Consider the following 23,701-nt stretch of genomic DNA (forward strand, 5'->3'; position numbering starts at 1 on the left):
GCGTCAGGTTTAGAAGATGGTAGCGGTCTCGTTCGCAGCGAGTCTTGGCCGCTTCCTTCGTGCCGTAGGTTTTGATTTGTTTCGCCCATTGGTTTCGTTCGCGGCGTCGTGTTCCCGTCGAAGCGTAGATAGCTTTTTCATGGTTCGCGATCAGCGAAATCAGGCGAGCCAAGGCCGCCGCGTCGCCGTTCCAAGAGATGGTGATATGAAGGCCGCAGGATTCGTTGACCCGTGCCCCTCGATCCCGGATCGCGTCGACCGCGGTTTCAACCGTTCGCAATCCTTCGTGGCCGCGAAGGACCGGCGATACAAATTCGCAGGGTTTACGGCCAGCCGGCGTGCGGATGCTGCTGTCGCGTTCTGCTTTCCAGCCCGCCGGCAACCAACCCACCGGCAATCCGTTGTGGTAGCCGCCGATCGGCGTGGCGTCGTTTCCGGGCATGTGGGTTTCGATTTCGATACCAAAGGCGATGTCGTTGGCGTGCATGGCGTGTCTCCGAAAGGCGTGTGTAATTCGTTTGCGTTGACACACATGAGCCATGCGTTTTGAGACACCTCAAGCCAAACTCGGCAGTAATGTTCTAGTAATTTCCAGCTTTCTTTTCACGCCAACACGCCGCCAGTTTTGGCCACACGTCGCCGCCAAAAACATGCGGCCACTGACCGTAAACATGCACACGATCGCGACAGTCGCCAACGTGTTTGCGCAGTCGCGATTCTTACCACGGAGCCCGCCATGGAAGGCAATAACAAAGAACTGAACCCGAATGCGATGGCCGCCGAACAGACGGCCGCGTTGTTTTCCCAATTGCGCCGACGAAAGGTTCCGGTCGCCGAGATCGAAACCGACATCGAAGCCGGCGCACCGACAAACGCCGCCGGTCGGCTGAACCTGCTGACCTATACCGCATGGATGCTCAAGGAGGCCGGCCGTGGCGAGTGACCCACGCAAACTGAAGCCGAGCGAGTGCTGCCGGCTACTCAACTCGACGCCGCTTGGCACCGTGATCAATGAACGCCAATTGCATCGGCACCGAGTCGAGGCGGGAAATCGCATTGGCGATGGTCGGCACGTCGACCTGCTGGCGTACGCCGATTGGCTCCATGAGAAACGTCACGCACCGAAACGAGTTTCCGAGGCCGATCCGTATGCCAAGCTCAAAGAAAGTGCCCGCGCACGCAACGCTGCGATCGCACTTGCCGGCCGCGACATCGGAGAGTTGCCGGCGGTTGATGATCCCAAGCGAAAAGCCAAGGCGGCCGGTTCATTCCGGTTTTTCTGTGAAGCCTACTTTCGAATGACGTTTCACCTTGCGTGGTCGCCGGACCACTTGAAGGTAATCAACAAGATCGAAGTGGCGGTCGTCTGCGGCGGTTTGTTCTCTTTGGCGATGGCTCGCGGCAGCGGCAAGAGTTCACTCGCTGAAGTTGCTTGTATCTGGGCAGTGCTTAATGGTTACCGCGACTTTGTCTGTCTGATCGGCAGCGACGAAGGTCACGCCTGCGACATGCTCGATTCGATCAAAACCGAACTTGACAGCAACGATCTGCTCGCCGCCGACTACCCAGAAGTTTGCTTTCCCATCCAATCCCTCGATGGAATTGCTAACCGTGCAAACGGACAACTCTTTCAGGGCAAACGGACGCAGATCGGCTGGACGGCGAAGGAAATCGTATTGCCGACCGTCGCCGGCAGCAAAGCCAGTGGTGCAATCATTAAAGTCGCGGGCCTTACCGGCCGCATTCGTGGCATGAAGTTCAAACGTCCTGACGGAAAGACGGTCCGCCCCTCGCTTGTCGTTCTGGATGACCCGCAAACCGACGAATCCGCTCGGTCTCTATCCCAATGTGCCAACCGTGAAGCCATTCTCGCCGGCGCCGTTCTAGGACTCGCCGGCCCAGGCAAAAAGATCTCAGGAATCATGCCATGTACCGTCATTCGACCTGGTGACATGGCCGACAATATCCTCAACCGCAATCTACACCCGGAATGGAACGGTGAACGAACTCGCATGGTCAATGCGTTTCCGACCAACGAATCGCTATGGCATCGTTACGCCGAAGTCCGAGCAGAGGGTCTGCGTGCGGGAGATGGCGGCGCAGCCGGAACCGAGTTCTATCGCCAAAATCGCGATGCCATGGATGCCGGCGCGGATGTCTCCTGGAAGGAACGATTCAACCATGACGAACTGTCGGCAATCCAGCATGCAATGAACCTGAGACTTCAGGACGAAGCTGCATTCTTTGCCGAGTACCAGAACGAACCATTGCCGGAAGAAACCGTCGGCGCCGATCAGCTAACTGCGGACCAAGTCGCCGGCAAGATCAACAACCTACCGCGACGCCGAGTTCCGATCGCAGGCAACCATCTGACCGCGTTCATCGATGTTCAAGGCAAGCTGCTATTCTACGTCGTCGCTGCCTGGGAAGACGACTTTACTGGCTATGTCGTTGACTATGGAACATACCCTGATCAGCAACGACCGTACTTCACGCTTCGCGATGCCCGTCATACACTTGCGTCTGCCGGCGAAGGCACCGGACTCGAAGGCAGCATCTATGCTGGCCTCCAGGCATTGACGGGCGAACTGCTTGGTCAAGAGTGGCAACGAGACGACGGTGCAGCGATGAAGATCGGTCGCTGTCTGGTCGACGCCAACTGGGGCCACTCCACCAACGTCGTCTACCAATTTTGCCGGCAAAGCTCGCACGCCTCAATTCTGCTGCCCTCACATGGCAGGTTCGTGGGAGCTTCTTCGAATCCCTTCAGCGAATACAAGCGCCGTCCAGGCGACCGCATTGGATTGAATTGGCGGATCCCATCGATCCACGGAAAACGTGCCATCCGGCATGTCATTTACGACACCAACTGGTGGAAGTCATTTACGCACGCCCGGCTCGCCGTATCGATGGGAGACCGTGGATGCCTATCCATCTTTGGCGACCGAGCCGAGCAACACCGCATGTTTGCCGAGCAAGTCACCGCCGAGTACTTCGTGCGGACCGAAGGCCGCGGACGAGTCGTGGACGAGTGGAAAGCAAGACCCGAGCAACCCGACAACCACTGGCTTGACTGCTTAGTCGGCGCCGCCGTCGCTGCGTCGATGCAAGGTGCCCTCCTTTTCGGGACCGACATTACACCCGCTCGCCGCCGGGACCGCGTAAGCTTCAGAGAGCTCCAACGCAAAAAACGCAAGTAGTGAAAATGAACTGCCCCGGTCAGGGAAACCGGAGTATGCAGAAAAGGTGACTAAGAGACTCCGGCGTCGGCCTCCGGAGCACCAAATTGAGAACGGGCATGGCCGAAGGAAGTCGCTTGCCCACGCCCTCTACGTACGGAGAAATTCTATTGGGAATCATTTGCCAATCGTTCACCGAGCGTCGCCATGCTGCGAATTCATGTCCATAGGCGAGCTGAGCGCTGTTTGGATTGCATTGAGCAGACCTTCGTAGCGATCGAATTTTACGATCGGACGGAATACTGTTTTCAGATCTGTGTTCATGCGGGACAGTTGATTGAGATATTCGTAAGTTCGTTTGCCTACTTCGACGACATCTGTATACATCCCCAACTCAAATGGCCGTCTTGTGCTGGCAAGTACCCCACGGACACCAGCCATGATCTCGTCACTGTGCTCGGATGCTGGTTCCGCCGTGAGATGTTGCCATGCCTCCAACTTTCGGAATCTGCAGAGTAAGGGGAAGTTGCGTTCCTTGCCGACAGGTGCATTTGTCGTGAAGACAAACCTCATATCCTGGTTGAGGTTGTGCCCCAATGTCTCGACTGCGTTCGCACCCGCCTCGATCGTTTCCGCTATTCAGAGTTAAAGAATTAGCACGATGCCAAACTTGTTCGAGCAATCGATTCGTAAGGCACTGGCCAACGAATTCATCACTCAGGTAGATAAACCAAGGCTCTTCACCAATGGAAGCGATGTAAAACCAGGTGGTCGGCTATCCCTCCTTCGCAACGCATTTGTGGACATCCGTGCATTCTTCCATCGGCTAGAGGAGAGGAAGTGAAGACAAACAGCTGGTTGAGTTGGCACGCTCAGATCTTGGTATGCGGCCGCAACCGCTGGGTGCATACGCTCGTCGCGGGTGAGCGGCGTCAGCAACAGGATTTGTGGGCGTACCTGGACGACGCGCTCCGCTGTCAGACAGGCAGCAAAGGTGAACTAGAGTCACTACTACCAGATCACTCGGCCGCCGCGCATCCCTATCGATCCGAACCTATCGTCAACAAGAATCGCTCGGCCCCGCCGCTCAAACCAAAACCCGCCGCTCCCGCCAATGAAAACCAGCAAAACGCTAGTTCTGCCGAACGCTTGCAAAGCGTCAATTATCGCAAGGTTTTTCGATCTGCTCTCCTTGAACCTCGCTTTCTTCTGCGATCTTAGTGAAGAGTCATTTTCAATATCGGCATCATTCGACGAAGCCACACTTCATAGCCTTGTTCGTTGATATGGAGACCGTCAACATAGAAGTTTTGGTCTTTCTCGTCTCGCTCATTAAGAAACGCAGGGTACAGGTCCAGGAAATGAACATTGTCGCCCATGCGCTCAGCCAACGCCGGAAGCGTTTCGTTGGCTGGTATCACCTGTTGCTTGTTCTTGTCGGGATTGTGACAAGGTATCATCGAGCAGATGACCAACGCAGCGTCGGGACGTAATTCTCGCAAGCGTTCCGCAACCGCCTCAATTCCACCTGCAATCTGTTGAGCGTTGTGAGGTGGGAATAGGTTGTTGGTGCCAATCATCAACACGATTACTTTCGGCTGGATCGCGGGGTTGTCCAGATTGCCAAGGCCGCCGTCGGCTTTGGATTTCAATCGATAAAGCACATGCTCTGTACGGTCACCGGGAACACCTAGGTTTAACGCATAATACGGGCTGTCGACGTCGCCGAAGTTGTCTGCCCACAGGGAACCCGACAAATCAAGCCACTTCTTGGTAATTGAATCGCCCACGAAAACGATCTTGAATTTCTCCGGCGATTGATCTGCCAGCGCCATCATGCGAGCATAATGGTTTGCTACCCATTGGTGCTTTCCCGTCGTCTCCCGTGGCGCCGCGAAGGCCGCGGGATTTTCTTCCGCGCGAAGGTCTCCTGCAAGCATCATGCCACACACAGCTATCGCGATCAGGATCATATTCTTCGTCATTAATAACAGTTACTTCGTTAGAGTTTGCGGAATATGTGCCCCTGTTTCATCCAGATATGCCATCAGCTGTTTTTTTAACGCTTTGGTCTTCCCGGGCATTGCAGTAGCGAGGTTGTTTGTTTCATTGGGGTCGTTCACTACATTAAACAAAAGCGAGTCGTCATGGTGGTAGTTGACGATTAGCTTGTAATCGCCCTTGCGAATTGCACTGGCTGGATAAGCACCCTCGCCTTGGTAGTGCGGGAAATGCCAATAGAGGGTATTGCGGCTGATTGTTTCACCTCGCAATAGAGGGACAAGACTTACGCCATCGACATGTTGCGTTGGCATCAACGGAACGCCAGCCATTTCCAGGAGTGTCGGATAAAAGTCCATGCTGGTGACGGGGACATCGGAACGAAGGCCTGCCAAGCTATGCCCGGGCCAGTGGATCAACAAAGGTGTTCGAACGCCACCCTCAAATAGGAAAGTCTTCCCCGTTCTTAGCGGGCGCATCGACGTTGGATGCGGCTTAAAGAATGAACTTCGTCCGCCATTGTCACCCGTCAGAATGATAATCGTATTGTCGTACATTCCTGCGGTGATCAGGCTGTCCACTAGGCGTCCAATGTTTTCATCCAGAGTTTTTAATTCGCCTGCGTAGTCAGGGTCATCCTGTCGAAGTTTTTGTGGACTGTGCCCATATCGATCCAACTCGCGATCCACTTCCAGTTTGGGAAGCCCGCTCAATTTGGCTTCAAACCGCGTTCGTAGATTGTTCTTGGATTTGATCGGATCGTGCATCGCGAAATGACACAGGTGCAGATAGAAGGGAGTGTCTCGTTTCCTTGTGACAAAATCGATGGCGGCATCTGTCAATAAATCGGTGAAATTGTCTCCCGGCATGGAATCGGGAAAGTAGTTGTGATTGCCAAAGGGATGGAACATCGAGCATCCGTTGGCTTCAATAACGGCAAGCTGTGAATCAAAGCCATGCCGTTTCGGTCCACCGGTGGTCTTAAACGGTCCCATGTGCCACTTGCCATAAAAAGCGGTCTCGTAACCAACGTCACGGAACGTTTCGCCGACAGTGCATTCGCTGTCTTGAATTCCCTGCGACTTCGGACCGGGGCAGTAGACTCTGGGCATTTCACCTTCGCGAACGTAAGCGGTATCACTTCCCATCAGCCACTGAGTCACTCCATGTCGCGCGGGGTTCTTTCCAGTTAGGATGCTGACACGCGTCGGCGAACACATCGGACTGGGTGTGTAGCAGTTGTCGAATCGCATCCATTCCTTGGATAAACCATCCATTCGAGGAGTTTCGTAAAACGTGCTACCGTTGTACCCGACGTCGTTCCAACCAAAGTCGTCCACCAAGATAAAAACGATATTGGGGCGTTGATGCGTGCCTAACCCTTGGGCCTCAGACGCATTGCTAAGTACCATCGCCACCAGGCAGCAAAAATATAGCCTCGAAAGTAGTTTTTTTGCATTAATCATCTTTCGAACTCCAAGGCGGGTATCATGCTAGGATCGTCGTACCAATGCCAAACGCGACCAAGGACCTCGGGAGAACGCTGAGGCGCTCCAGGGTGCTCAAGCCAAGTTCCTGTCGTTTTGGGTGTTTTCTGGGTGTAGTGCAGGTGGTGAATTTGCGGAGTTTTTCCGTCGGTGTACCAGCACTCATATGGATCAACATCAAATCTTCCTTCGCGGGGCAGGGCGCAGACGACTGGCCCGTCCGCAGCGAGAACGTGGGGCACTATCGCCCATCGCATCTTTCGATAACGCTCTTTCGTCTCATCTGTCAGCGAATCAATGAAGACCTTTTTAAAATCCAAGCCTAGCCACTCGCTACCGGCGTCAATCCGCGCCTGGCGAAGGTAAGTTTCTAGATCGGCAGCTTCACGCAAGAATCGAGGTGTCAGATCATCCGAGGAGTCGAGCGTGTACCAACGAACGATCCCACGTTGAATAGGTTCTTTGACGGGGAACTGAACCTTTTCCAGGTGGACGGGTTTGCCGTTCTCGATTGTCCACCATTCCCATGGGGTCCAGCCCATCTCTTCTTCCGGTGGAAGTGCATTGATCACCGGATCCCCATTTTCACCTTGAGAAACCGACCATCGATAGAGACGATAGGGATGGTTGGGAGTGGCGTTGAGGCGACCGAATGTGTCGCTAAAATTGATCCCCATTTCTTCGCAAGCTTCAGGCACGCCCGCTTTGCGAAGGATTGGCAGAATTTCATCGTCAATGACTTCTCTCCCTGGTCCCGTGCCCCCACCTATTGTTCGCTCCGTTGGACTCTGCAGTCCGATGTTGAATTCAATTTCCTTGCCATTCACAGTCACCTTGCTCAACTTAATCTTCCCGTCGATGACTCGTAGTGTAGGCTGTTTTCCTGGCAGTGCTTCGAGTACGCCATTGGCCTGCGGGAGGTAAAATGGGAGCCGAAAGGGAGCCTTGATACGCGGTGAGAACGAGAGCGTGCCATCTTTAGCCGTGTACTCTTGACCCGAGAGCGCCATTGGCAACGACCAAAACGTCAACTGTCGCGTGTAGTGAGAATTGCACCAAGGCATTCCGTCCCAAGCGGCGGTCAGATCGCGATAGTCCCATTGGTCGTTCAGTTGCACTCTCCAATGGTTGATAACCTTCTCCGCCATCGCCAAACCGTCGTCGACATCCTGGTCTAGATACAAATTCAGTGCACTCCAGGTCATCGACCCGCCTTGCCAAACGGTACTGTTAATATCTCGTCGAGTGGGACTTCGCACCTTCTCGGTGTCAGTGATCACCTCCAAACCAAACGGCGTGTCGCAAGCCGATTTTTCCATCTGCAAGTGCGACAGCATTTTATCGCGATCCACTAATTCACCGAGCCCAAGGATGCTGGACCACAGTTGACCATAGAGCGTGTCTACGTGGATCAGACTAGGAGCTCCCATTTTGGCATCCCACCAGTTTCGATAGTACTTACCTTCCCAAAGATTCTGATCGATCGACTTGGTTGCGGATTCAAAACTATGGCGACAGCGAATCGCGAACTCTTCGTCGCCGTATGCTTCTGCGAGTGCAATGCTGGCCTTCATGGCCGCTAAATGCATGAAGGCATTATAGGATACGATGTCCTTGCTTTGGAAATTCGACAAGTCATAGGTCGAAGCCAAGCGATTTGGCACACCCAAATGTTCGGCGCGACGAATTTGCCACTCCGCAGCTTTCTTTGCGTGTGGCCACATTTCATCAACAAAGGATGAGTCAGTCGACCATTTGTGAGCCTTATAGACCGTCAAAATAAACGACGGGCAGCAGTCACCGAGAACTCGCCCGTTCTTCGGCGGTGCATCCAAGCCGAAAGGTTGAGCCGCTGGCCCTCGACCACAAGTTTTCTCTTGGATGTAACCATCTTCCTGCTGGAATTCCGCAAATGTGGAGAATATGTTCCTGGCCAGATCAGGGAAGAACAGGTCGTAAGGCAAAGAACGGGCAAAGGTGATGTGGATAGGCTCTACGTTCGGACACGAGAACGATTCGTACTGCCGAAACCGGTCATCGGCCGTCCATAGGCTGGTCTTGAACATCGTTGCGGCGCTGTTGACCAATGAGTCTTGCAACCATTCCGGCAAGCTGTTGTCGAAACACGTTTGGTGCCATCGGCGGATGCCGTCGATCGTTTCCGGCAATCGACTCAGCGCCGTGGATGCAACATCGGTACTATCATCAAATAACCGCGAATAATAGTTTCCGATTTCTTCGACGTAGTGCTTTCGGTTGGGAAAGAACCAGCCCAACGCGATAGTGACAACGCGAGCTTGGCCGGCCTCTAGTCGAACTGCCCCAGTGATCGCACCGAAGCCATGTCCTTCATTCAAGCCAAGTTGCGGGAACTTGCCATCGGATGCAAACGAAGTCCACAAAACTTTCAGATCATCGGACGTGCCAAAAGATGTTCGATCGGTACCGCACGCGGCAAGTGTCATTTCTCCAGCCATCGCGTCCTGACCCGACTTTGCCAGAACCAACCCGTTGTCCTGGCGAAATTCTCCTTCGATCGCGTTGGGAAGGAAGAAGGAACAATCCACATCGACAGGATTGTCTTCCGCATTCTCGAGCAAAAAGCTGAACAACGCGCAGGGCGTCGCTGAGCGATCTGAATTTCGAACATGAAATTCGGAATAGGCGAAGACGGTCACCTTGATCGGCAGGTCGGGGTCATCCAACTTCAGTCGCGATACCGGAAACGCACCCGAGTACTCAATCGATTCGATTGCAGGCAGTTCACCGGATGGATGTGTTCGCACGGTCTTGGCCGATGTCGTTCCGTCGAAAGTGCGCGTGCGAATGCCGAGGAATGCATCGTCGATCTGAATCTTGTCGGGTGTTGTTGCAGGAGCATTGTTAAATATATTCCAATCTTTGAAACTACCGTCCGCTCGTATTTCAACTGTGCCTGCACCGAGGCCACCGAGCGGAACAGATGAACGCATGCCTGAGGGAGGACTTGTCGGCTGGCGGTTTTTCAGTTGATGAAGGTAGCGATCACTTTTTCCAAACCATGCTTCATCGGTTTCAATGTAATGAACTTTCCGCTCGGGCCGGACAAATTCCATGTCCTGCGAAACGACGCCGGTGTTCTTGAAACTTAACGAACTCAATTTGTCAGCTAGCGATTCGTCAGCGACAGTGAAATCACCAGAAATTGCAATCGCCATAGCGGAGAGCGCGATACATACTCGTGCCGTAGATCCCATAGATCGATTCTTTCGAGTTGCCCAACCTCCGCCTTCGAATCGAATTCGAATCCTGAAAAAGGCGTGATCAGTACGGTAAACCTAGTTTGTGATATAATGACATTATATTTCTTACTAGCTTCGTGAGAAATGACTTATTCTGGCTAGGGTATATCCAAAACTACCTATTTCCAACGACTCAATGACAAAGCCGCGAGACGAAAGTAGTCCGAATTTGGCTAACAGGCCTAACCGCGGTGCCTACGATCAACCGTTCAGCGGAGTTGGCGTCGAGTTCGACCCGTTGAAGATGCCGTGCTCGGATACGGAGGTTACGCTGCATGAAGCTGGGTTTTACTTGCACAACGCGGGCTGGAATTACCCCAGCGTTTACAGTCCGTTCTGGCGTGTTTATTACGATTACACTTCTGGGCACCACGTGCAGTTTGCAGATCGTCGCATTGCGATGGGCCCGAAGCATATCCTGGTGATTCCAGATCATCAACGTTTCGACTGTGTGGGCGACTCTCCTGTCGCAAAGTTTTGGATCCACTTTTCATGCCGACGGATGCTTGACCCAATGGTCCAGGTGCCAATTCTGATCTCACCTGATCGCGTCCTCCAAGCGATGCTCGACGAAATTCCGCGATTGTTTGACAAGGGGGCACCCACGGACCGGGTGCATGTTCGAGCTCTGTCACTGGCGATGCTGGTCTACTTGCTCGCCGAAGAAAAGCTGCTTCGGCAACAGCGGCTTCCTGACGAGATTGCCTATGCTGTTCAGCAGATCAATGAATGTCCGGAACGTGCATGGCGAAATTCTGAGTTGGCGATGCAAGCGTCGCTTCAGACTGAAAGTTTTATCCGCAAGTTCAAAATCGCCATGAGCGAGACGCCGATGCGATACGTCCAGCAAGTGCGCATTCGAGAGGCTTGTCGACTGCTAGTCGATACATCTCTATCCATTGAAGCGATCGCATTGCGTCTGGGATTCCCTGATCGATACTACTTCAGTCGGGTGTTCAAAACGCACACCAATCAATCGCCCGCTGCCTACCGAAAATCGGCTACTGCGGTGGAGTGAGCGCCGCGTTCAGGCGGACCGTCGTGGGAAAACAGACTCTCTACCCACGCCCCTGGGATCGCGAGAAAGACGCTGCCCGTTGAATTTACACTTAATCACAATGTCAGAATGTGACACATCTTTCACGTTTTAACGCATTTACGGTTGCCATTGCCATTTCTAGCATTGAGATGTGTTGCTACCGCCGGTCGGCATGATTTTGTCGCTCAAGTTACTGTGGCTCATTGGTCCAGTCTTGCGGGCAACGAATTGTTTGTTATTGCGATTGGTGTTTTGTTTTTACCGTCTCACCGGAGTTTCAAATGTTTAAGAAGTTCCTTTGTGTCCTTGTAGTTGCATGTTTCGCTCTCTCGTTTACAGGTTGTGGTACTTCAGATGAGTCGACGGTAGTCGAGCATCCTCCAATGACGCCCGAAGATATGGCGAATTACGATGACGCGATTTCGTCCAACTGAATCGAACATCTGGCGTTCTATCTTGTTTTTGTTTCCTTTCATCGTATCAGGTGTCGTATGAATTCCCCAAATCGAAGAACGGCGTTTACGCTTGTTGAACTGCTGGTGGTCATCGCCATCATTGGCGTACTTGTTGGGTTACTCTTGCCAGCGGTGCAAGCCGCTCGTGAGGCTGCGCGGCGGATGAGCTGCAGCAACAATTTCAAGCAAATCGGACTTGGTTACCACAACTATCACTCTGCGTTCAACTCACTGCCAATGCAGTCAGGCGGAACATGGCTCAAAAATGTCACATCCAATGCTACGAATCGATCATTCATCAGCACGCTTGTGATGATTACGCCCTTTGTCGAGCAACAAGCACTTTGGCAAGCGATCAGTCAAGGTGACGTAACCTACGGAGCGATGGGCCCTCCGCCCTGGGACACGAACTTTGAGCCTTGGGTCACTGAACTTGCCACGTTACGCTGCCCAAGCGATCCCGGTAAAGGCCTTCCAGCACGCGCACGTTCAAACTATGCGGTGTGCCAGGGTGATCACATGCGACTGGTCAATAGCGGAGGTCGCAACCATCGCGGTTGGTATCAAAGTACAGACGACGACAATGCTCAGATCACTGGTAACGCGACAACAGACGATTCGACAACGGCAGTCCGCGCTCGACAGACCAACCGCGGAATGTTTTGGGCGAGGCATTTCACGAAATTTAGCTCGGTGATTGATGGTCTGTCCAATACCATTATGGCTGGTGAAGTTTGTACGGGCATTGGCCAACGTGAGATCCAGGCCGACAACGTTTATAATGTTGCAGACGCATTGGTTAAGGATGCGTCGATCAGTGTGAAAACGTGTCTTGATCAGATTGATCCCCAGCGCCCGTCATTTATCCGTGTCGGCGCCGCTGTGGGGGGCGATGTGACGAATACGATCGGCCGTGGTCACATGTGGGCGGACGGGCGTCTGCAGTACACCGGATTCCAGACCATTCTTCCACCAAACAAGCCGAGTTGTTTTCGCGGTACCGATGCCTCTCAAGGCATGTCAACCGCAGGCAGTCGGCATCAAGGTGGTGCGCACGTCCTGATGGGCGACGGTGCCGTCAAGTTTATTACCGATAGTATTGAGGCGGGGGATTTGAGCCTGACGCCAACGCCAGGTGGCGGTAGCCCGTATGGACTGTGGGGATCGCTAGGAACGCGCGGCTCGAACGAAGTGGTGGGTGAATTTTAGGCTTGTATGGAGAAGTCTAAGTTGTCAGGAGTGAATGCCGCGTGTTTCTAAGACATAAGGTCTTCATGCGGCTGACCTTCTGGCGGCGTGGCGTGGGCGTTTCATCGTCGGATAGGTTTTGGATCTACGTTTAATTACCCGAGGATGAATCTTCGGTTCTTGATCGCCTATCGGATGCTCGGCGATCGATGCGTGCGCCATCAGCCTGCAGCTTCTTGGCAAACGCATTGAGCGTCTGGATGGCACCTTTATGGCTGAAACTTTTGGGGCTGGAGTCGAAACGATAGGCCGTTCGGACAATGAGATCAAATGAGTCAGGTCTCTTTGACGAGAAGTCCACTGCCTGCACCGGAGTAAAGCGGCGATTCAATAGGCCACGGCGAGGTGGGCTTTCTTATTGGTGGGCAGGATGCCCGCCACGTCTTTTGGCTGGATGCCGACCATGCGGACCTCGGGGAGCAAAGCGACTCAGGCGACGCACACGAGGTGCCTCGCGGCTGTTTCGACAGGACGTCGCCAGCCAGGGGATCAAAAGATGAGCATTTCCACAAATTCATTCTCAAGGCGAGGTATGCTCCGACAAAAGCGATCCGATGAAGCTGGGATCATTTATCATGCACTGAACCGCGGAGATGATCGAAATGAAATTTTGAAAAAAACGGAGGATTACTGAAGGTTTTTACTTCACCACCGTGAATGAAGCGAGTGACACTAAGTCACGAGAGATTGTATCGATGCCAACGCCCGTTGCAAAAGAGCAAAGGTGATCGCGGTTTTTCGGCCGTGAAAACGTGACCGAAGCGATTGGCGTTGCACATTGAAAGACGTGTCAATGCCGAAAATCCACTTTCAGCGAACGACATCGTGTTCAAAATTGGAGTCGCCGAACCAGATCACAGCGTCATGCAAGATGAATTGCTGACCATCTTTTTGATTCTCTCGCGTCAAGCAACGGAACCCACTGCCCCGCAGACTGGAGAGCAAGAGATTTCTATCTCAACTGTTTCTACAGAGGTTCAGGCCTCGCAGATGCTCAAGCAAATTCGCATGTCGAAACCAATGTTTGATTCAGCCGGATAGTTGGGCCTACGATTCGCGAAGAGTTGTACTTTGCATTGGGAGCAAGACACTTAGTCGTAACATTTCACGGTTGGTCGCAGTTCTTCAAGTGGGTCGGCATCCAATAATCCTGCTTCAGATCGCGATCGCTTTCGGTCTTTCCCGGAACCTAGACCATTTGGTCTCATAGCTCGTCGCACGCAATCGTTTCAGCCCGATCTGCTCTCCGGATACTCTGCGACGTCTGACTTTCCAAACGCCATTAGGATTGGTACCCGGCCGACGCCGGTGTGTTTTCCAGCAGGTTCCGGCTTCATCGACCGACGCGAGTTCCGGTACCATCAAACTGAACGAAGTTGGACAAACCTCAGCACTTTTGAGGATCTCCGAACTGCAGGAGGTGCGTGACACCGAAGCGATTTTCGGCCTGCTGCTTGCGTCACCCGATGACCGACACCCAAAGTTCTACGTCGAACATGACCAATTCCGAGCGTGCGTGCTCGAAACCCCAAGCAGTCCGTCACTGTCGCGTGTTTCAACTTTGCTTGAACGCGATGGTGAACGCGAAACTGAAAAAGTTTGTGCGTTCATCCGCCATTTTGGTCGCCTCCGGAGTAGCTCAAGGAGTAGAGAGACAACTTCCCTCAGAGCGACCGAGACTGTGGCTGACGATCTGCAAGACGAAATACGAGAGAACGCATTGGGACCGGCAAAGGCTTCTGGCGACGCTGGCAGTGTCGAGCAACACAAACTGACCGAGCAAATCGCTGCGGACAAGCATCTCGCTGGCAAAGAAGCGGTTCGCAAAGCAAATCGCGGTTTGCGTTTCAACAAGATTGTGCCGCCGTCGGCTGGCTGATCTTTCTTTTCCTATCGCGATGCGTATAGGGCTGCCGGGGAAGGCAATAGGATATCAACACGGATGTTGAAGCGTTTGTCAGGGATAATCGAGCAAGCACGGCGCGGCGGAGCTTCTCGCTCCTCATCCACGCCAGGACGCTCGCCCCGGCAGCCCTTCTTTTCGCGGCTTCGTGCAAAGTACGACGCGGCGAATACAACGCTCGACAACATGAAACATTGGTCGCGTGCCGATGGGTTGTCGGCCGCGGCTGCAAACAGCCCTGATGTGAGGCGAACGCTTCGCAACCGTTCGCGATACGAGGTCGCCAACAACAGCTACGCTCGCGGGATCACGCTAACGCTGGCTAACGATGTGGTCGGCACCGGTCCAAGGCTGCAAATGCTGACCGCGAATGACGCGGCGAATCGTTTTGTCGAATCAGAATTCTATGCTTGGGCCGAATCCGTTGGGTTAGCCGAAAAGCTGCGTACTATGCGGCTTTCCCGCGTTGCCGATGGCGAATCCTTTGGTTTACTTACCAACAATCAACGCGTCGATGCGGCGGTAAAGCTGGACTTGCGGTTGATCGAAGCCGACCAGGTTGCCTCTCCGACGCTCAGCCCAGACACCGGGCGATATCTCGATGGCATTCGCTTCGATGCCGACGGCAATCCGATTGCTTATGACGTGCTGCGGAATCATCCCGGCGATGGGCTTTTCCTCGTTGACGATGAATTTGACACCGTGCCGGCCGCAGCGGTGCTGCACTACTTCCGATGTGATCGACCAGGACAGATTCGCGGCATTCCAGACATTACGCCAGCGTTGCCTCTATTTGCACAACTGCGACGCTTCACATTGGCCGTACTTGCCGCTGCTGAAACTGCCGCCGAGTTCGCCGGCATCCTGTACACCGACGCGCCGGCGAATGGCGAAGCCGATGCGGCAGAACCGTTCGAGCCGATCGAACTCGAAAAACGAATGCTGCTGACCATGCCCGGCGGCTGGAAGATGGCTCAGATGAAATCGGAGCAACCTTCGACGACCTACGCAGAGTTCAAGAAAGAAATTCTCAACGAGATCGCTCGTTGTTTGAACATGCCGTTCAATGTCGCCGTGGGGAATTCATCGGGCTACAACTACGCCAGCGGACGTCTTGATCACCAAACCTATTTCAAATCGATCCGTGTCGAGCAATCACAACTCGCCCGCGTGGTGCTCGACCGCATCCTGCACGCTTGGCTTCGCGAAGCCATTCTGATCGAGGGCTATCTGCCCAACTCGCTTCGCACGCTTGATTCCACATTTGAGCACCAATGGTTTTGGGATGGCCACGAACATGTCGATCCCGCCAAAGAGGCCAACGCCCAGAAAATCCGTCTCGCCAGTCATACGACGACTCTGGCCATCGAATTTGCGCGGCAGGGGCGTGACTGGGAGACGGAACTTAAACAACGTGCAAAAGAAATCGCACTGATGCGTGACCTCGGTCTGACGATCGAGTCCGAAACTGATTCCCCATCCGAACCCGATGCCACGGAAGACCATGCCGAAGACGCAGAATCCCAAACCGCTTGAAGCGGAAGCCGAATCTGTCCCCAGTTCGCTGCGTATTGTTTGTGACGATGCCGGCACGATCACTTTGGCAGCCGCTGAAGCGCCGGTGGAAGGGGACGACAAACCGTCACTACGCAAGTTTTCGATGACCGCATACACCGGTGGTGCGATGCGGCTGGGCGGATGGCCCTACCCAGTCGTGGTTGATCTGGCTGGGATGCGAGTGACTCGAAAGTCACGACCGATTCTGAAGGATCATGATCGCGGCAGCATCGTCGGTCACACCGATGACATCGCGATCACCGACAAGTCACTCGAAGTCGCTGGGGTAATTTCCGGAGTGGGTGCCACGGCCCAAGAAGTGATCGCCACCAGCGAGAACGGGTTCCCTTGGCAGGCATCGCTCGGTGCGAGTGCCGACAAAGTTGTTTTCATTCCCGAAGGCAAGACGGCGAACGCCAACGATCGCGAATTCAAAGGTCCAGTCTACATCGCCCGCAAATCGACCCTTGGTGAAGTTTCATTCGTCGCTCTCGGCGCCGACGACAACACCGAGGCACGTGTAGCCGCAGGGCTAGCGGATGGCGACGGATGGGATGAAAACGAAACTGACGAAACCGAATCCAAGGATGACCTCGAACCCGTCAACGCAAGTTTGAATATGAGCACGAAGCCCAAGACCGAGCCAAAACACCCCAAGCCGACCTCGCCGGTGGACGAAATGCGTGCCGAGGCCGCGGCCGAATCTCGTCGCATTGCCGGTATTCGGAAACTTTGTGCCGGAATCCATGCGGACATCGAAGCCGACGCGATCGAGCAAGGCTGGTCCACCACCAAGACGGAACTTGCGGTGCTACGAAGCGAACGCCCCAAAGCTCCAGAGCAAACCCAAAACTCTCCGCGTTACAGCCGCGAAGTCCTTGAGGCCGCCGCATGTTTGTCGGTAGGGATCGAGGAAAAACATCTGCTAGCCGCCTACGGCGAGAAGACTCTCAACGCAGCGGATCCACTGCGACATATCGGTCTGCGAGAACTGGTCGCCGAATGTGCTCGCATGGAAGGCATCGAAGTGCCGCGAGTGTTCGGGGACGGAACCGCCACCATTCGTGCCGGATTCTCTTCGATGAGCTTGCCGTCGATCATGGAAAACGTCATGAACAAGACGTTGCTGGCGGCATACCAAAACACGCCGATCGCTGCGTTTGATTTGTGTAGTGTCGGAACTGTGACGGACTTTAAGGAAGTCGCTCGGTATCGTTTGCTTGGAACCGGCGGTTTTGAGCAGGTCGCACCCGATGGGGAACTGAAGCACGGCAAGTTGTCGGACCAGAAGTTCAGCAATAAGGCCGACACGTACGGCCAGATCCTGACGCTGACGCGACACGACATCATCAACGACGACTTGTCGGCGTTCATGGACATCCCACGCCAAATGGGACGCTCCGGTGCCGAGTCGATTGACGATCTTTTTTTCACATTGCTGCTGAAGAACGGGGGCTTCTTCTCCTCAGGCAACGCGAACTTGCTCACAGGTGCCGACACCAAGTTCGGTCCCGATTCTCTAACCGTCGCCAAGACGACCTTCCGCAAGCAAAAAGCCGGTCCCGGCGGGAAGCCCAAAGACCAAAAGCCGATCAATATTCGGCCCGAGTACTTGGTAGTTCCGGTGGAACTTGAAACCGAAGCTGAACTGCTGATGGGCTCATCCCAATTGATGATCGATGCTCAAGGTTCGCCGACCAAGATCCCGGTCGATAACCCACATCGCAATAAGTACCGGATCATCAGCACGCCTCACCTGTCGGATTCGTACTACACCGGCGCGAGCGGCACCGCGTGGTATCTGTTCGCCAACCCCAACGTACTGCCAGCGTTTGAGATTGTGTTCCTCAATGGACGCCGCACGCCGGTGATCGAACGAGTCGAAATGCCGCCGAACACGCTCGGCATGGGTTTCCGCAGCTACATCGACTTTGGCGTGAATTCTCAAGACCACCGCGCCGCCGTGAAGGTCACCGGCGAGGCGTGAGCCGTGGGGTAGGCAGCTCGCCTGCTCTAGCAACCAACCAGTTCACTTCCATTTGAGGTTTTCATGTCTTCAGCAGAGTTCGTTTATGACGGATCGGCGATCGATCACACGCCTGACGCCGATCTTGCAATGGGTGAAATCGTGGTGCAAGGCGATCTCGTCGGCATCACTAAGCGAGCAATCAAAGCCGACATGCTCGGCGCTATCGCCGTCGAAGGCGTGTTTGACGTTCCGAAGACTCCCGCCAGTGCCGTTGCGTTTGCCGTCGGTCAGAAGGTCTATGTCGACGGAAGCAACGAGCCGCAGACGACTGCTACCGGAAACAAGCTGCTCGGCAAGGCGGTGCTCGCCGCAGCCGCCGACGATGACAACGTGCGTGTGCGTCTGAGCCAATAACAAAAGGAAGTTGACTCGCGATGCCCGCAACTTTCCTGCACGACGGTTCGACCATTGATTTCGTCCCCGTGGATGATGTACCCGCTGGTTCGATCGTTGTGCTGGGAGAACTTGTTGGGATCAGCAAGTTCTTCGTTGCAGCCGGTCAGACCGGGGGCCTTTCTGTCCGCGGTGTTTTTGACGTGCTGAAAGACCCGTCGACCAACATCGACGTTGGCACTCGGCTTTATTGGTCTGCCGCCAGCTGGCATGTGGTCAAGACGAGTAGCGGTCACCCGCTGCTCGGCAAAGCGATTTTGTCAGCTTCGCCCGGTAGCTCCCGCGTTCGCGTCCTGTTGACGCAGTAAATCCCGTTCATCTTGAAGAGGAAAACCACGTGAAAGGATTTCTGCGTGCATTTATCGCCGCCGGACTGCTCCTGTTTGCCACAGGATGTTTGCCGGAGCAGCCGGTACAAGTCAAGCCGCTGCCTGCTCCACCCGCGGAACAGCCTGTAGCTAATCTTCCCCCGCAGCTTCACCAGCGGAACTGGACTGGCCGGCTCAACCAAGGCAGCTGTGTTCATGCGTCGCTGGTCAATCATCTTCGTTGGCTCAACGAGTACGAACTCGGCGAACGTTGGCGGGCGACCTACAGCGACGGCGAGTGGGACTCGCGATTGCGAAGCCGTCTCGATGCTGCGGACATCGATTACAGCTACACGGTCAAAGCCGATCCGCGGTTCCTTGACTGGGCCACCGCAACGCGCCGTGGCGCAATCCTGTGGTGGAAGCCGGCACACTGCTGCACCTTCGTTGGTTGGGTCAAACGCGATGGGCGTCAGTACGCAGCGATTTTGGACAACAACTATCCCGGCCGGTTTGAACTCACACCCCGTGAACAGTTCGTTCGTTTGTGGGCGGGCTATGGCGGATTCGCGTTGACCGTGTTGGAAGACCCCGCCAGTTCTTTGCCTTATCCAAGTTACGAGGTCATCGAGTGAAAGACGAAATCCGAATCCGACTAAGCGTGGGTCTGATCGCCGTGGCGGTCATCCATGCGGTGCTTCTGGGAGCCGTTTTTACCGCGATTCCTTCTACGGCACCTCCACCGCAAGAGTCAACATGGAAGCTGCCTCCGGCACGCCCGGTTGCACCACCATCAGTGGGGCAGATTGAAAAGCTGGACGAACCACAGCGAGTCAACCTTGGGGCCCAGGGCGAGTTGAAACAACAATTCACCCAGCCGTGTCGCCCTTGTCCTCCGACTGCGGTGCCATCCCGTGTCGTTCCAACAACGCCAATCGTGCGTCCGTACCGAGTAATTCCTGCTAACTCGCCAGCGGCTTTAACCGTTCCAGCGCCGATTGTGGTAACGCCGACATCCAGCTCGAAACCGGCACCCGCCCGAAAGCAATACCAGATTGCCCTCTTCGTTGGCAGTGACGCGAAGAGTCAACAGTTGTTGGATTGGTTCAACAGGGACAGCCGTCTTGTCAAACTGAAATCCGCCTGCGAATTCCAGGTCTATACGTCCGGCAATGCTCTGTATCGAAATCGGTTCGAAGAGATCGTGCCGGTCGGCCAATTCCCTGTGGTGTTGTTCCAGGACGCAAATGGGGGACACGTTCATGCTGCGGGCCACACGATGCTTCCCGCGACCGCCGCCGAACTTTACGACGACCTGCGACACGGTTACGAGCTCTATCAGCAGACCCGTCAAGCTCAGCGGACCGGTGCCCTCAAAACCCGCGGCTATTCTTGGGACGATGCGATCTCGCCAACGCTGCAGCTCTCCTCACATGACTGTCCCGACGGATACTGTCCCGCTGAACCAAACGATAACTGGCGTCCATTCGACCGAGACCGCGACGTCGACCGTGACCGGCTATTTGACCGCGATCTTGGCGGTCGCAACGCCTTGATCTGGGCCGGGGCCGGCGAACTGGCCACGCTCGCCCTGATCGTTGTTGCCATCATCCTGCTCGGATTCATTCTCATCAAACGAGGCATGTGAAGCTCATGATTCTAGGAATCGCAATCGTAGTCGTACTACTACTCCTCGCCGTGGCTTTGCTGCCGACGAAGAAACGAGACGGAGGCGGGAACCCACTGGGCGGAGGAAACAGTCCGCTTCAACCGTTCTCACGCCAACTCAACTTTCGGCAGCAACAGTTGCACGAAGAAGCCGAGGCGATCTCGGATGAGTATCAACGTCGTGCAAATGAAGCGTGGCGTGACGAACTTGGCGAGAAAGCAGCTGCGTTGCTGCAGTCGAAACGCCCCACTAATTCGCGGGCGAGTAGTAAGTCGTGAGCGACATGCTTCAGCGAGGCCAGTCTTGGTTAGCTGAAAAGTTGACCAAGCACGCTTCGCGATTCGTTGTCTATCAGCGTGATGAATTGTCCGCTGAGCTATCGGCGACGATCGGCAAGTCGGAATACGAACAAGACGACGGCGAAGGCATCGTCACCCGTGCCCAGGTTCGTGACTTTCTGATCAACACGAAGGATCTGCTGCAGTCCGACATTGGTACCTGGCCTCGCCGCGGTGATCGCATCTTGGAAGCCGACGGAGATACGACGTTCGTGTACGAACTGATGTCCATTGGTAACGAACCGCCCTGGCGCTACAGCGATCCCTTTCGCATCAAACTTCGCATTCACACCAAATTGGTCGACACGATCACATGACAACAACGACACCAGCAACGGTGATTCAAATTGCTGACAGCGTCGTGGCGGAAATCAACGCCGGAGACTTCAGCAAAAAGAACCTCTCAGCACAACGACTCTATGTTCCCAACTTCGATCTCGAAGACATGAAGGAGCTGCGAGTTACTGTGGTGCCACGTGAGGTCGAATACTTGCCTCTCGATCGAGTCAGCAACAAGTTCCACGCGACGATCGATGTGGCCATCCAGAAGAAGTTCAGCAAGGGCGATGCCAAAGAAATCGACCCGTTGGTGTTCTTCGTCGAAGAACTGGCCGACTACTTCCGACTGAAACGGCTCAACTCTTTCGTCGCCGCTCGGTGTGTGAAAGTGGAAAACGCTGTCCTGTACTCCACCGAACACTGGACGCAGTTCAATCAATTCACGAGTTTGCTGACGTTGACGTTTGAGCTCGCGAAGTGATCCAGATCCGGACACGGGTCCATTTTGATCAAGCGAAAGTCCAGAAGAAAGTTCAAACCGCCAACTTCCGCTCGCTTGGTCATGCCGCCGCGACCATTCGGATAACCGCGAAGCGATCGATCCGAAAACGGAAGAAGCCGTCGAGTCCTGGTTCGCCACCGCACACGCAGACCGGCATGCTGCGCCGCGTGATTCGCTACGAGGTGAATCGGGACCGCGAAGAGGCAGTAATAGGCCCGGTCAACGAAATCGCTGGTCGCCTGTGGAACCTACACGAGTTCGGCGGTGTTGTCACAAATCGACGCAAGCTAAAGCGTCACCGCTTCCGAGTCGGCCAGCACGGCCCGATCCGCGTGACAGCACCCGGAAAGTTTGTTCGCACGCTTCTGCAAACCGCGGCCCAGGCCAATCGTGCCACACGGTTGGTTGAAGAAGAAAACGAACGCCGTGGTGCAAACAAACCACGACGTTATCCCAAGCGTCCATTCATGAAACCGGCCCTGCAAGCCAACCAAGCACGTCTACCCAAGTTCTGGCGTGACTCCGTCAAGTAAATCGAGAGAAGGTCAATATGTCAGCAGAAGTAGTTCTCGGTCTCGACGCAGTGCTCACCATCGACGGTGCCGAAATTAAGAACGTCAAAGACTTGACGGTCAACCTCGAAAAAGCCGAAGCGGATGCAAGCACTCGTGACAACAACGGTTGGCGAGCCACCGTGGGCACACTCAAGGATGCCTCGATCGAGTTCACGGTCCTCAACAAGAATGGCGACACCTCGTTCTCGATGCTCCAGACGCTCTGGAGCAGTGGCACGCCCTGCGACGTCGACATCAGTGACGCCGGCGGTTCACTGACACTGACCTGCGAAGTCATGACCTTCAACGTCAACCAAAACCTCGAAGAGGTGGTCTCCGCCGACGTGACGCTCAAACCAACCCAATCCTCGTCTGGTAACGGTATCAACGTGCCTGTCGGAAGCGGAGCATGATCTGCGGAACACCCGCATTAGAGTGACCAAGGCCACATCGTATTGTTGGCACCACATTTGGGACACTGACTACCTCGGATACCCCCAATTCCAGGTCCTCTACAGTCGTGCCATGCGAGTAAATTCACACCCCCGATAAACAATGGCACTGGCAAAGCGATCCACCAAATCTCAGGAAAGACATAGGCGAACCAAATCGTTCCTATGACGGATGCGAGAGTCAATGGAAAGAAACAACCTGGCGCACTGGAACCGCCTGGAGCGGGTTGTCCGTCTTCTGCCGAAAATCGCTGAGAGCAGTGCCTGCACTTCAAATCAATCAGGGCCTCGCAAGAAGAATAAGTGATGAACGCTTCGTCAGCAGTGTCGAGGGAAGGCTTTCGCACCATACATCGTAACGTTTCTTAGCCTGAAAACGGAGTCCCATGCAAAAGTTCATTGACCGCCGCGGTCGCGTCTGGATCGTCGATATCGACAACACCACGCTACGCCGTGTGAAAGCACTCACCGATGTTCGCTTGTTGGACGCCATCGACGGCGATCTGATCACACAGCTTTCTAGCGACCCGCTGTTGTTAGGCGACGTCCTATTCGCGATTTGCAAACCGCAAGCGGACCAACAAGACGTCGACGATGAAGCATTCGCTGAAGGACTGGCCGGGGACGCGATCGACGAAGCCTGCAAAGCGGTCGTCGATGCTTTGGTCGCGTATTTCCCGGAGTCGCGTCGCCGTCTTCTGCGGAAGGCGGCCGACAAACAGCGGTTGATCGAAACTCGGGGATTGGAAGCGATCGAACGCAGACTGGACGATCCGAAGTTGGTGGACACGCTTCTCAGCGACCTCGAACGGAAACTCGGGGCGCCGACGTTGAACGGATCGTCGTCGAACTCGCCGGCATCGTCGGAGTCGACCCCGGACCACTCACCCTCCGCCAGCTGATGCAGATGGCCGACGCTCGACGACGTCACGATTGGAACATCGCATCGAGTGTCATGGCACTGACCGCTGAAATCAACCGCGATCGCCGCCGTCGTCGCAAACCGTTCAAGCCCGACGATTTCAAC

General features: G+C 54.7%; 23 protein-coding genes. 19 read left to right on the forward strand and 4 right to left on the reverse strand.

Annotation, left to right across the window (positions count from 1 at the left end):
• Nucleotides 1-487 (reverse strand): amidoligase family protein (locus ABD971_RS04410; RefSeq protein WP_345319799.1); only part of this gene is annotated, 487 nt, incomplete at its 3' end.
• Nucleotides 488-736: 249 nt separating this feature from the next.
• On the opposite strand from ABD971_RS04410, the gene ABD971_RS04415 reads away from it, so the two are divergent.
• The 3 genes from ABD971_RS04415 (at nucleotide 737) to ABD971_RS04425 (ending at nucleotide 4,400) form a co-directional block, all read left to right on the forward strand.
• A complete protein-coding gene (locus ABD971_RS04415; protein WP_345319802.1) occupies nucleotides 737-943 on the forward strand; it encodes a hypothetical protein in 207 nt (68 codons plus the stop codon).
• Entirely contained in the window at nucleotides 933-3,200 is a 2,268-nt protein-coding gene (locus tag ABD971_RS04420; RefSeq protein WP_345319804.1) for a terminase gpA endonuclease subunit, read from the forward strand. Before ABD971_RS04415 ends, ABD971_RS04420 begins: the two co-directional genes overlap by 11 nt.
• An 819-nt stretch (nucleotides 3,201-4,019) precedes the next feature.
• Nucleotides 4,020-4,400, forward strand: coding sequence for a hypothetical protein (locus tag ABD971_RS04425; RefSeq protein WP_345319806.1), 381 nt, complete (start codon nucleotides 4,020-4,022; stop codon nucleotides 4,398-4,400).
• Here ABD971_RS04425 and ABD971_RS04430 read toward each other — a convergent pair.
• From ABD971_RS04430 to ABD971_RS04440, 3 genes are read right to left on the reverse strand one after another with little or no spacing between them, the layout of a single operon-like run.
• Nucleotides 4,397-5,152 (reverse strand): GDSL-type esterase/lipase family protein, encoded by a 756-nt coding sequence (locus tag ABD971_RS04430; RefSeq protein WP_345319808.1) that lies wholly within the window; start codon nucleotides 5,150-5,152, stop codon nucleotides 4,397-4,399. The two genes, ABD971_RS04425 and ABD971_RS04430, sit on opposite strands and share 4 nt — an antisense overlap.
• A 21-nt stretch (nucleotides 5,153-5,173) precedes the next feature.
• Nucleotides 5,174-6,646 carry a sulfatase gene (locus tag ABD971_RS04435; RefSeq protein WP_345319810.1) on the reverse strand — a complete coding sequence of 491 codons (1,473 nt, stop codon included), beginning with the start codon at nucleotides 6,644-6,646 and terminating at the stop codon, nucleotides 5,174-5,176.
• Complete coding sequence (locus ABD971_RS04440; protein WP_345319812.1) at nucleotides 6,643-9,903, reverse strand: GH116 family glycosyl-hydrolase; 3,261 nt, start codon at nucleotides 9,901-9,903, stop codon at nucleotides 6,643-6,645. Before ABD971_RS04440 ends, ABD971_RS04435 begins: the two co-directional genes overlap by 4 nt.
• Before the next feature lie 181 nt (nucleotides 9,904-10,084).
• On the opposite strand from ABD971_RS04440, the gene ABD971_RS04445 reads away from it, so the two are divergent.
• The 16 genes from ABD971_RS04445 to ABD971_RS04520 all read left to right on the forward strand — a co-directional run bounded on the left by ABD971_RS04445 (nucleotide 10,085) and on the right by ABD971_RS04520 (nucleotide 23,576).
• The gene (locus ABD971_RS04445; protein ID WP_345319814.1) at nucleotides 10,085-10,966 is read left to right on the forward strand and encodes a helix-turn-helix domain-containing protein; all 882 of its coding nucleotides are present in this window, start codon (nucleotides 10,085-10,087) and stop codon (nucleotides 10,964-10,966) included.
• Nucleotides 10,967-11,478: 512 nt separating this feature from the next.
• Nucleotides 11,479-12,651, forward strand: a complete 1,173-nt coding sequence (locus tag ABD971_RS04450; protein ID WP_345319816.1) for a DUF1559 family PulG-like putative transporter — start codon at nucleotides 11,479-11,481, stop codon at nucleotides 12,649-12,651.
• A gap of 804 nt (nucleotides 12,652-13,455) precedes the next feature.
• Nucleotides 13,456-13,731 (forward strand): hypothetical protein, encoded by a 276-nt coding sequence (locus ABD971_RS04455; RefSeq protein WP_345319818.1) that lies wholly within the window; start codon nucleotides 13,456-13,458, stop codon nucleotides 13,729-13,731.
• Between the two features lie 640 nt (nucleotides 13,732-14,371).
• Entirely contained in the window at nucleotides 14,372-14,569 is a 198-nt protein-coding gene (locus ABD971_RS04460; RefSeq protein ID WP_345319820.1) for a hypothetical protein, read from the forward strand.
• Nucleotides 14,570-14,779: 210 nt separating this feature from the next.
• On the forward strand, nucleotides 14,780-16,129 hold the full coding sequence (locus ABD971_RS04465) for a phage portal protein (protein WP_345319822.1): 1,350 nt from the start codon (nucleotides 14,780-14,782) through the stop codon (nucleotides 16,127-16,129).
• Nucleotides 16,083-18,137 (forward strand): phage major capsid protein, encoded by a 2,055-nt coding sequence (locus ABD971_RS04470; protein WP_345319824.1) that lies wholly within the window; start codon nucleotides 16,083-16,085, stop codon nucleotides 18,135-18,137. Before ABD971_RS04465 ends, ABD971_RS04470 begins: the two co-directional genes overlap by 47 nt.
• 63 nt (nucleotides 18,138-18,200) lie before the next feature.
• On the forward strand, nucleotides 18,201-18,533 hold the full coding sequence (locus ABD971_RS04475) for a DUF2190 family protein (RefSeq protein WP_345319826.1): 333 nt from the start codon (nucleotides 18,201-18,203) through the stop codon (nucleotides 18,531-18,533).
• A gap of 20 nt (nucleotides 18,534-18,553) precedes the next feature.
• A complete protein-coding gene (locus ABD971_RS04480) occupies nucleotides 18,554-18,880 on the forward strand; it encodes a DUF2190 family protein (RefSeq protein WP_345319828.1) in 327 nt (108 codons plus the stop codon).
• Between the two features lie 29 nt (nucleotides 18,881-18,909).
• Nucleotides 18,910-19,515 (forward strand): hypothetical protein, encoded by a 606-nt coding sequence (locus tag ABD971_RS04485; protein WP_345319830.1) that lies wholly within the window; start codon nucleotides 18,910-18,912, stop codon nucleotides 19,513-19,515.
• Complete coding sequence (locus ABD971_RS04490; RefSeq protein ID WP_345319832.1) at nucleotides 19,512-20,528, forward strand: hypothetical protein; 1,017 nt, start codon at nucleotides 19,512-19,514, stop codon at nucleotides 20,526-20,528. Before ABD971_RS04485 ends, ABD971_RS04490 begins: the two co-directional genes overlap by 4 nt.
• Nucleotides 20,529-20,533: 5 nt before the next feature.
• Nucleotides 20,534-20,827, forward strand: coding sequence for a hypothetical protein (locus ABD971_RS04495; RefSeq protein WP_345319834.1), 294 nt, complete (start codon nucleotides 20,534-20,536; stop codon nucleotides 20,825-20,827).
• A 5-nt stretch (nucleotides 20,828-20,832) separates the two neighbouring features.
• Nucleotides 20,833-21,204 carry a hypothetical protein gene (locus ABD971_RS04500; protein ID WP_486348644.1) on the forward strand — a complete coding sequence of 124 codons (372 nt, stop codon included), beginning with the start codon at nucleotides 20,833-20,835 and terminating at the stop codon, nucleotides 21,202-21,204.
• Nucleotides 21,201-21,647, forward strand: coding sequence for a hypothetical protein (locus ABD971_RS04505; protein WP_345319838.1), 447 nt, complete (start codon nucleotides 21,201-21,203; stop codon nucleotides 21,645-21,647). The genes ABD971_RS04500 and ABD971_RS04505 overlap by 4 nt, the downstream gene beginning before the upstream one ends.
• Complete coding sequence (locus ABD971_RS04510) at nucleotides 21,644-22,201, forward strand: hypothetical protein (protein ID WP_345319840.1); 558 nt, start codon at nucleotides 21,644-21,646, stop codon at nucleotides 22,199-22,201. The genes ABD971_RS04505 and ABD971_RS04510 overlap by 4 nt, the downstream gene beginning before the upstream one ends.
• Before the next feature lie 17 nt (nucleotides 22,202-22,218).
• Complete coding sequence (locus ABD971_RS04515; protein WP_345319842.1) at nucleotides 22,219-22,635, forward strand: phage tail tube protein; 417 nt, start codon at nucleotides 22,219-22,221, stop codon at nucleotides 22,633-22,635.
• Between the two features lie 425 nt (nucleotides 22,636-23,060).
• Entirely contained in the window at nucleotides 23,061-23,576 is a 516-nt protein-coding gene (locus ABD971_RS04520; RefSeq protein WP_345319844.1) for a hypothetical protein, read from the forward strand.
• The last annotated feature ends 125 nt before the right edge of the window (nucleotides 23,577-23,701 follow it).

The organism is Novipirellula rosea (assembly GCF_039541335.1).
Classification (GTDB): Bacteria; Planctomycetota; Planctomycetia; order Pirellulales; family Pirellulaceae; genus Novipirellula; species Novipirellula rosea.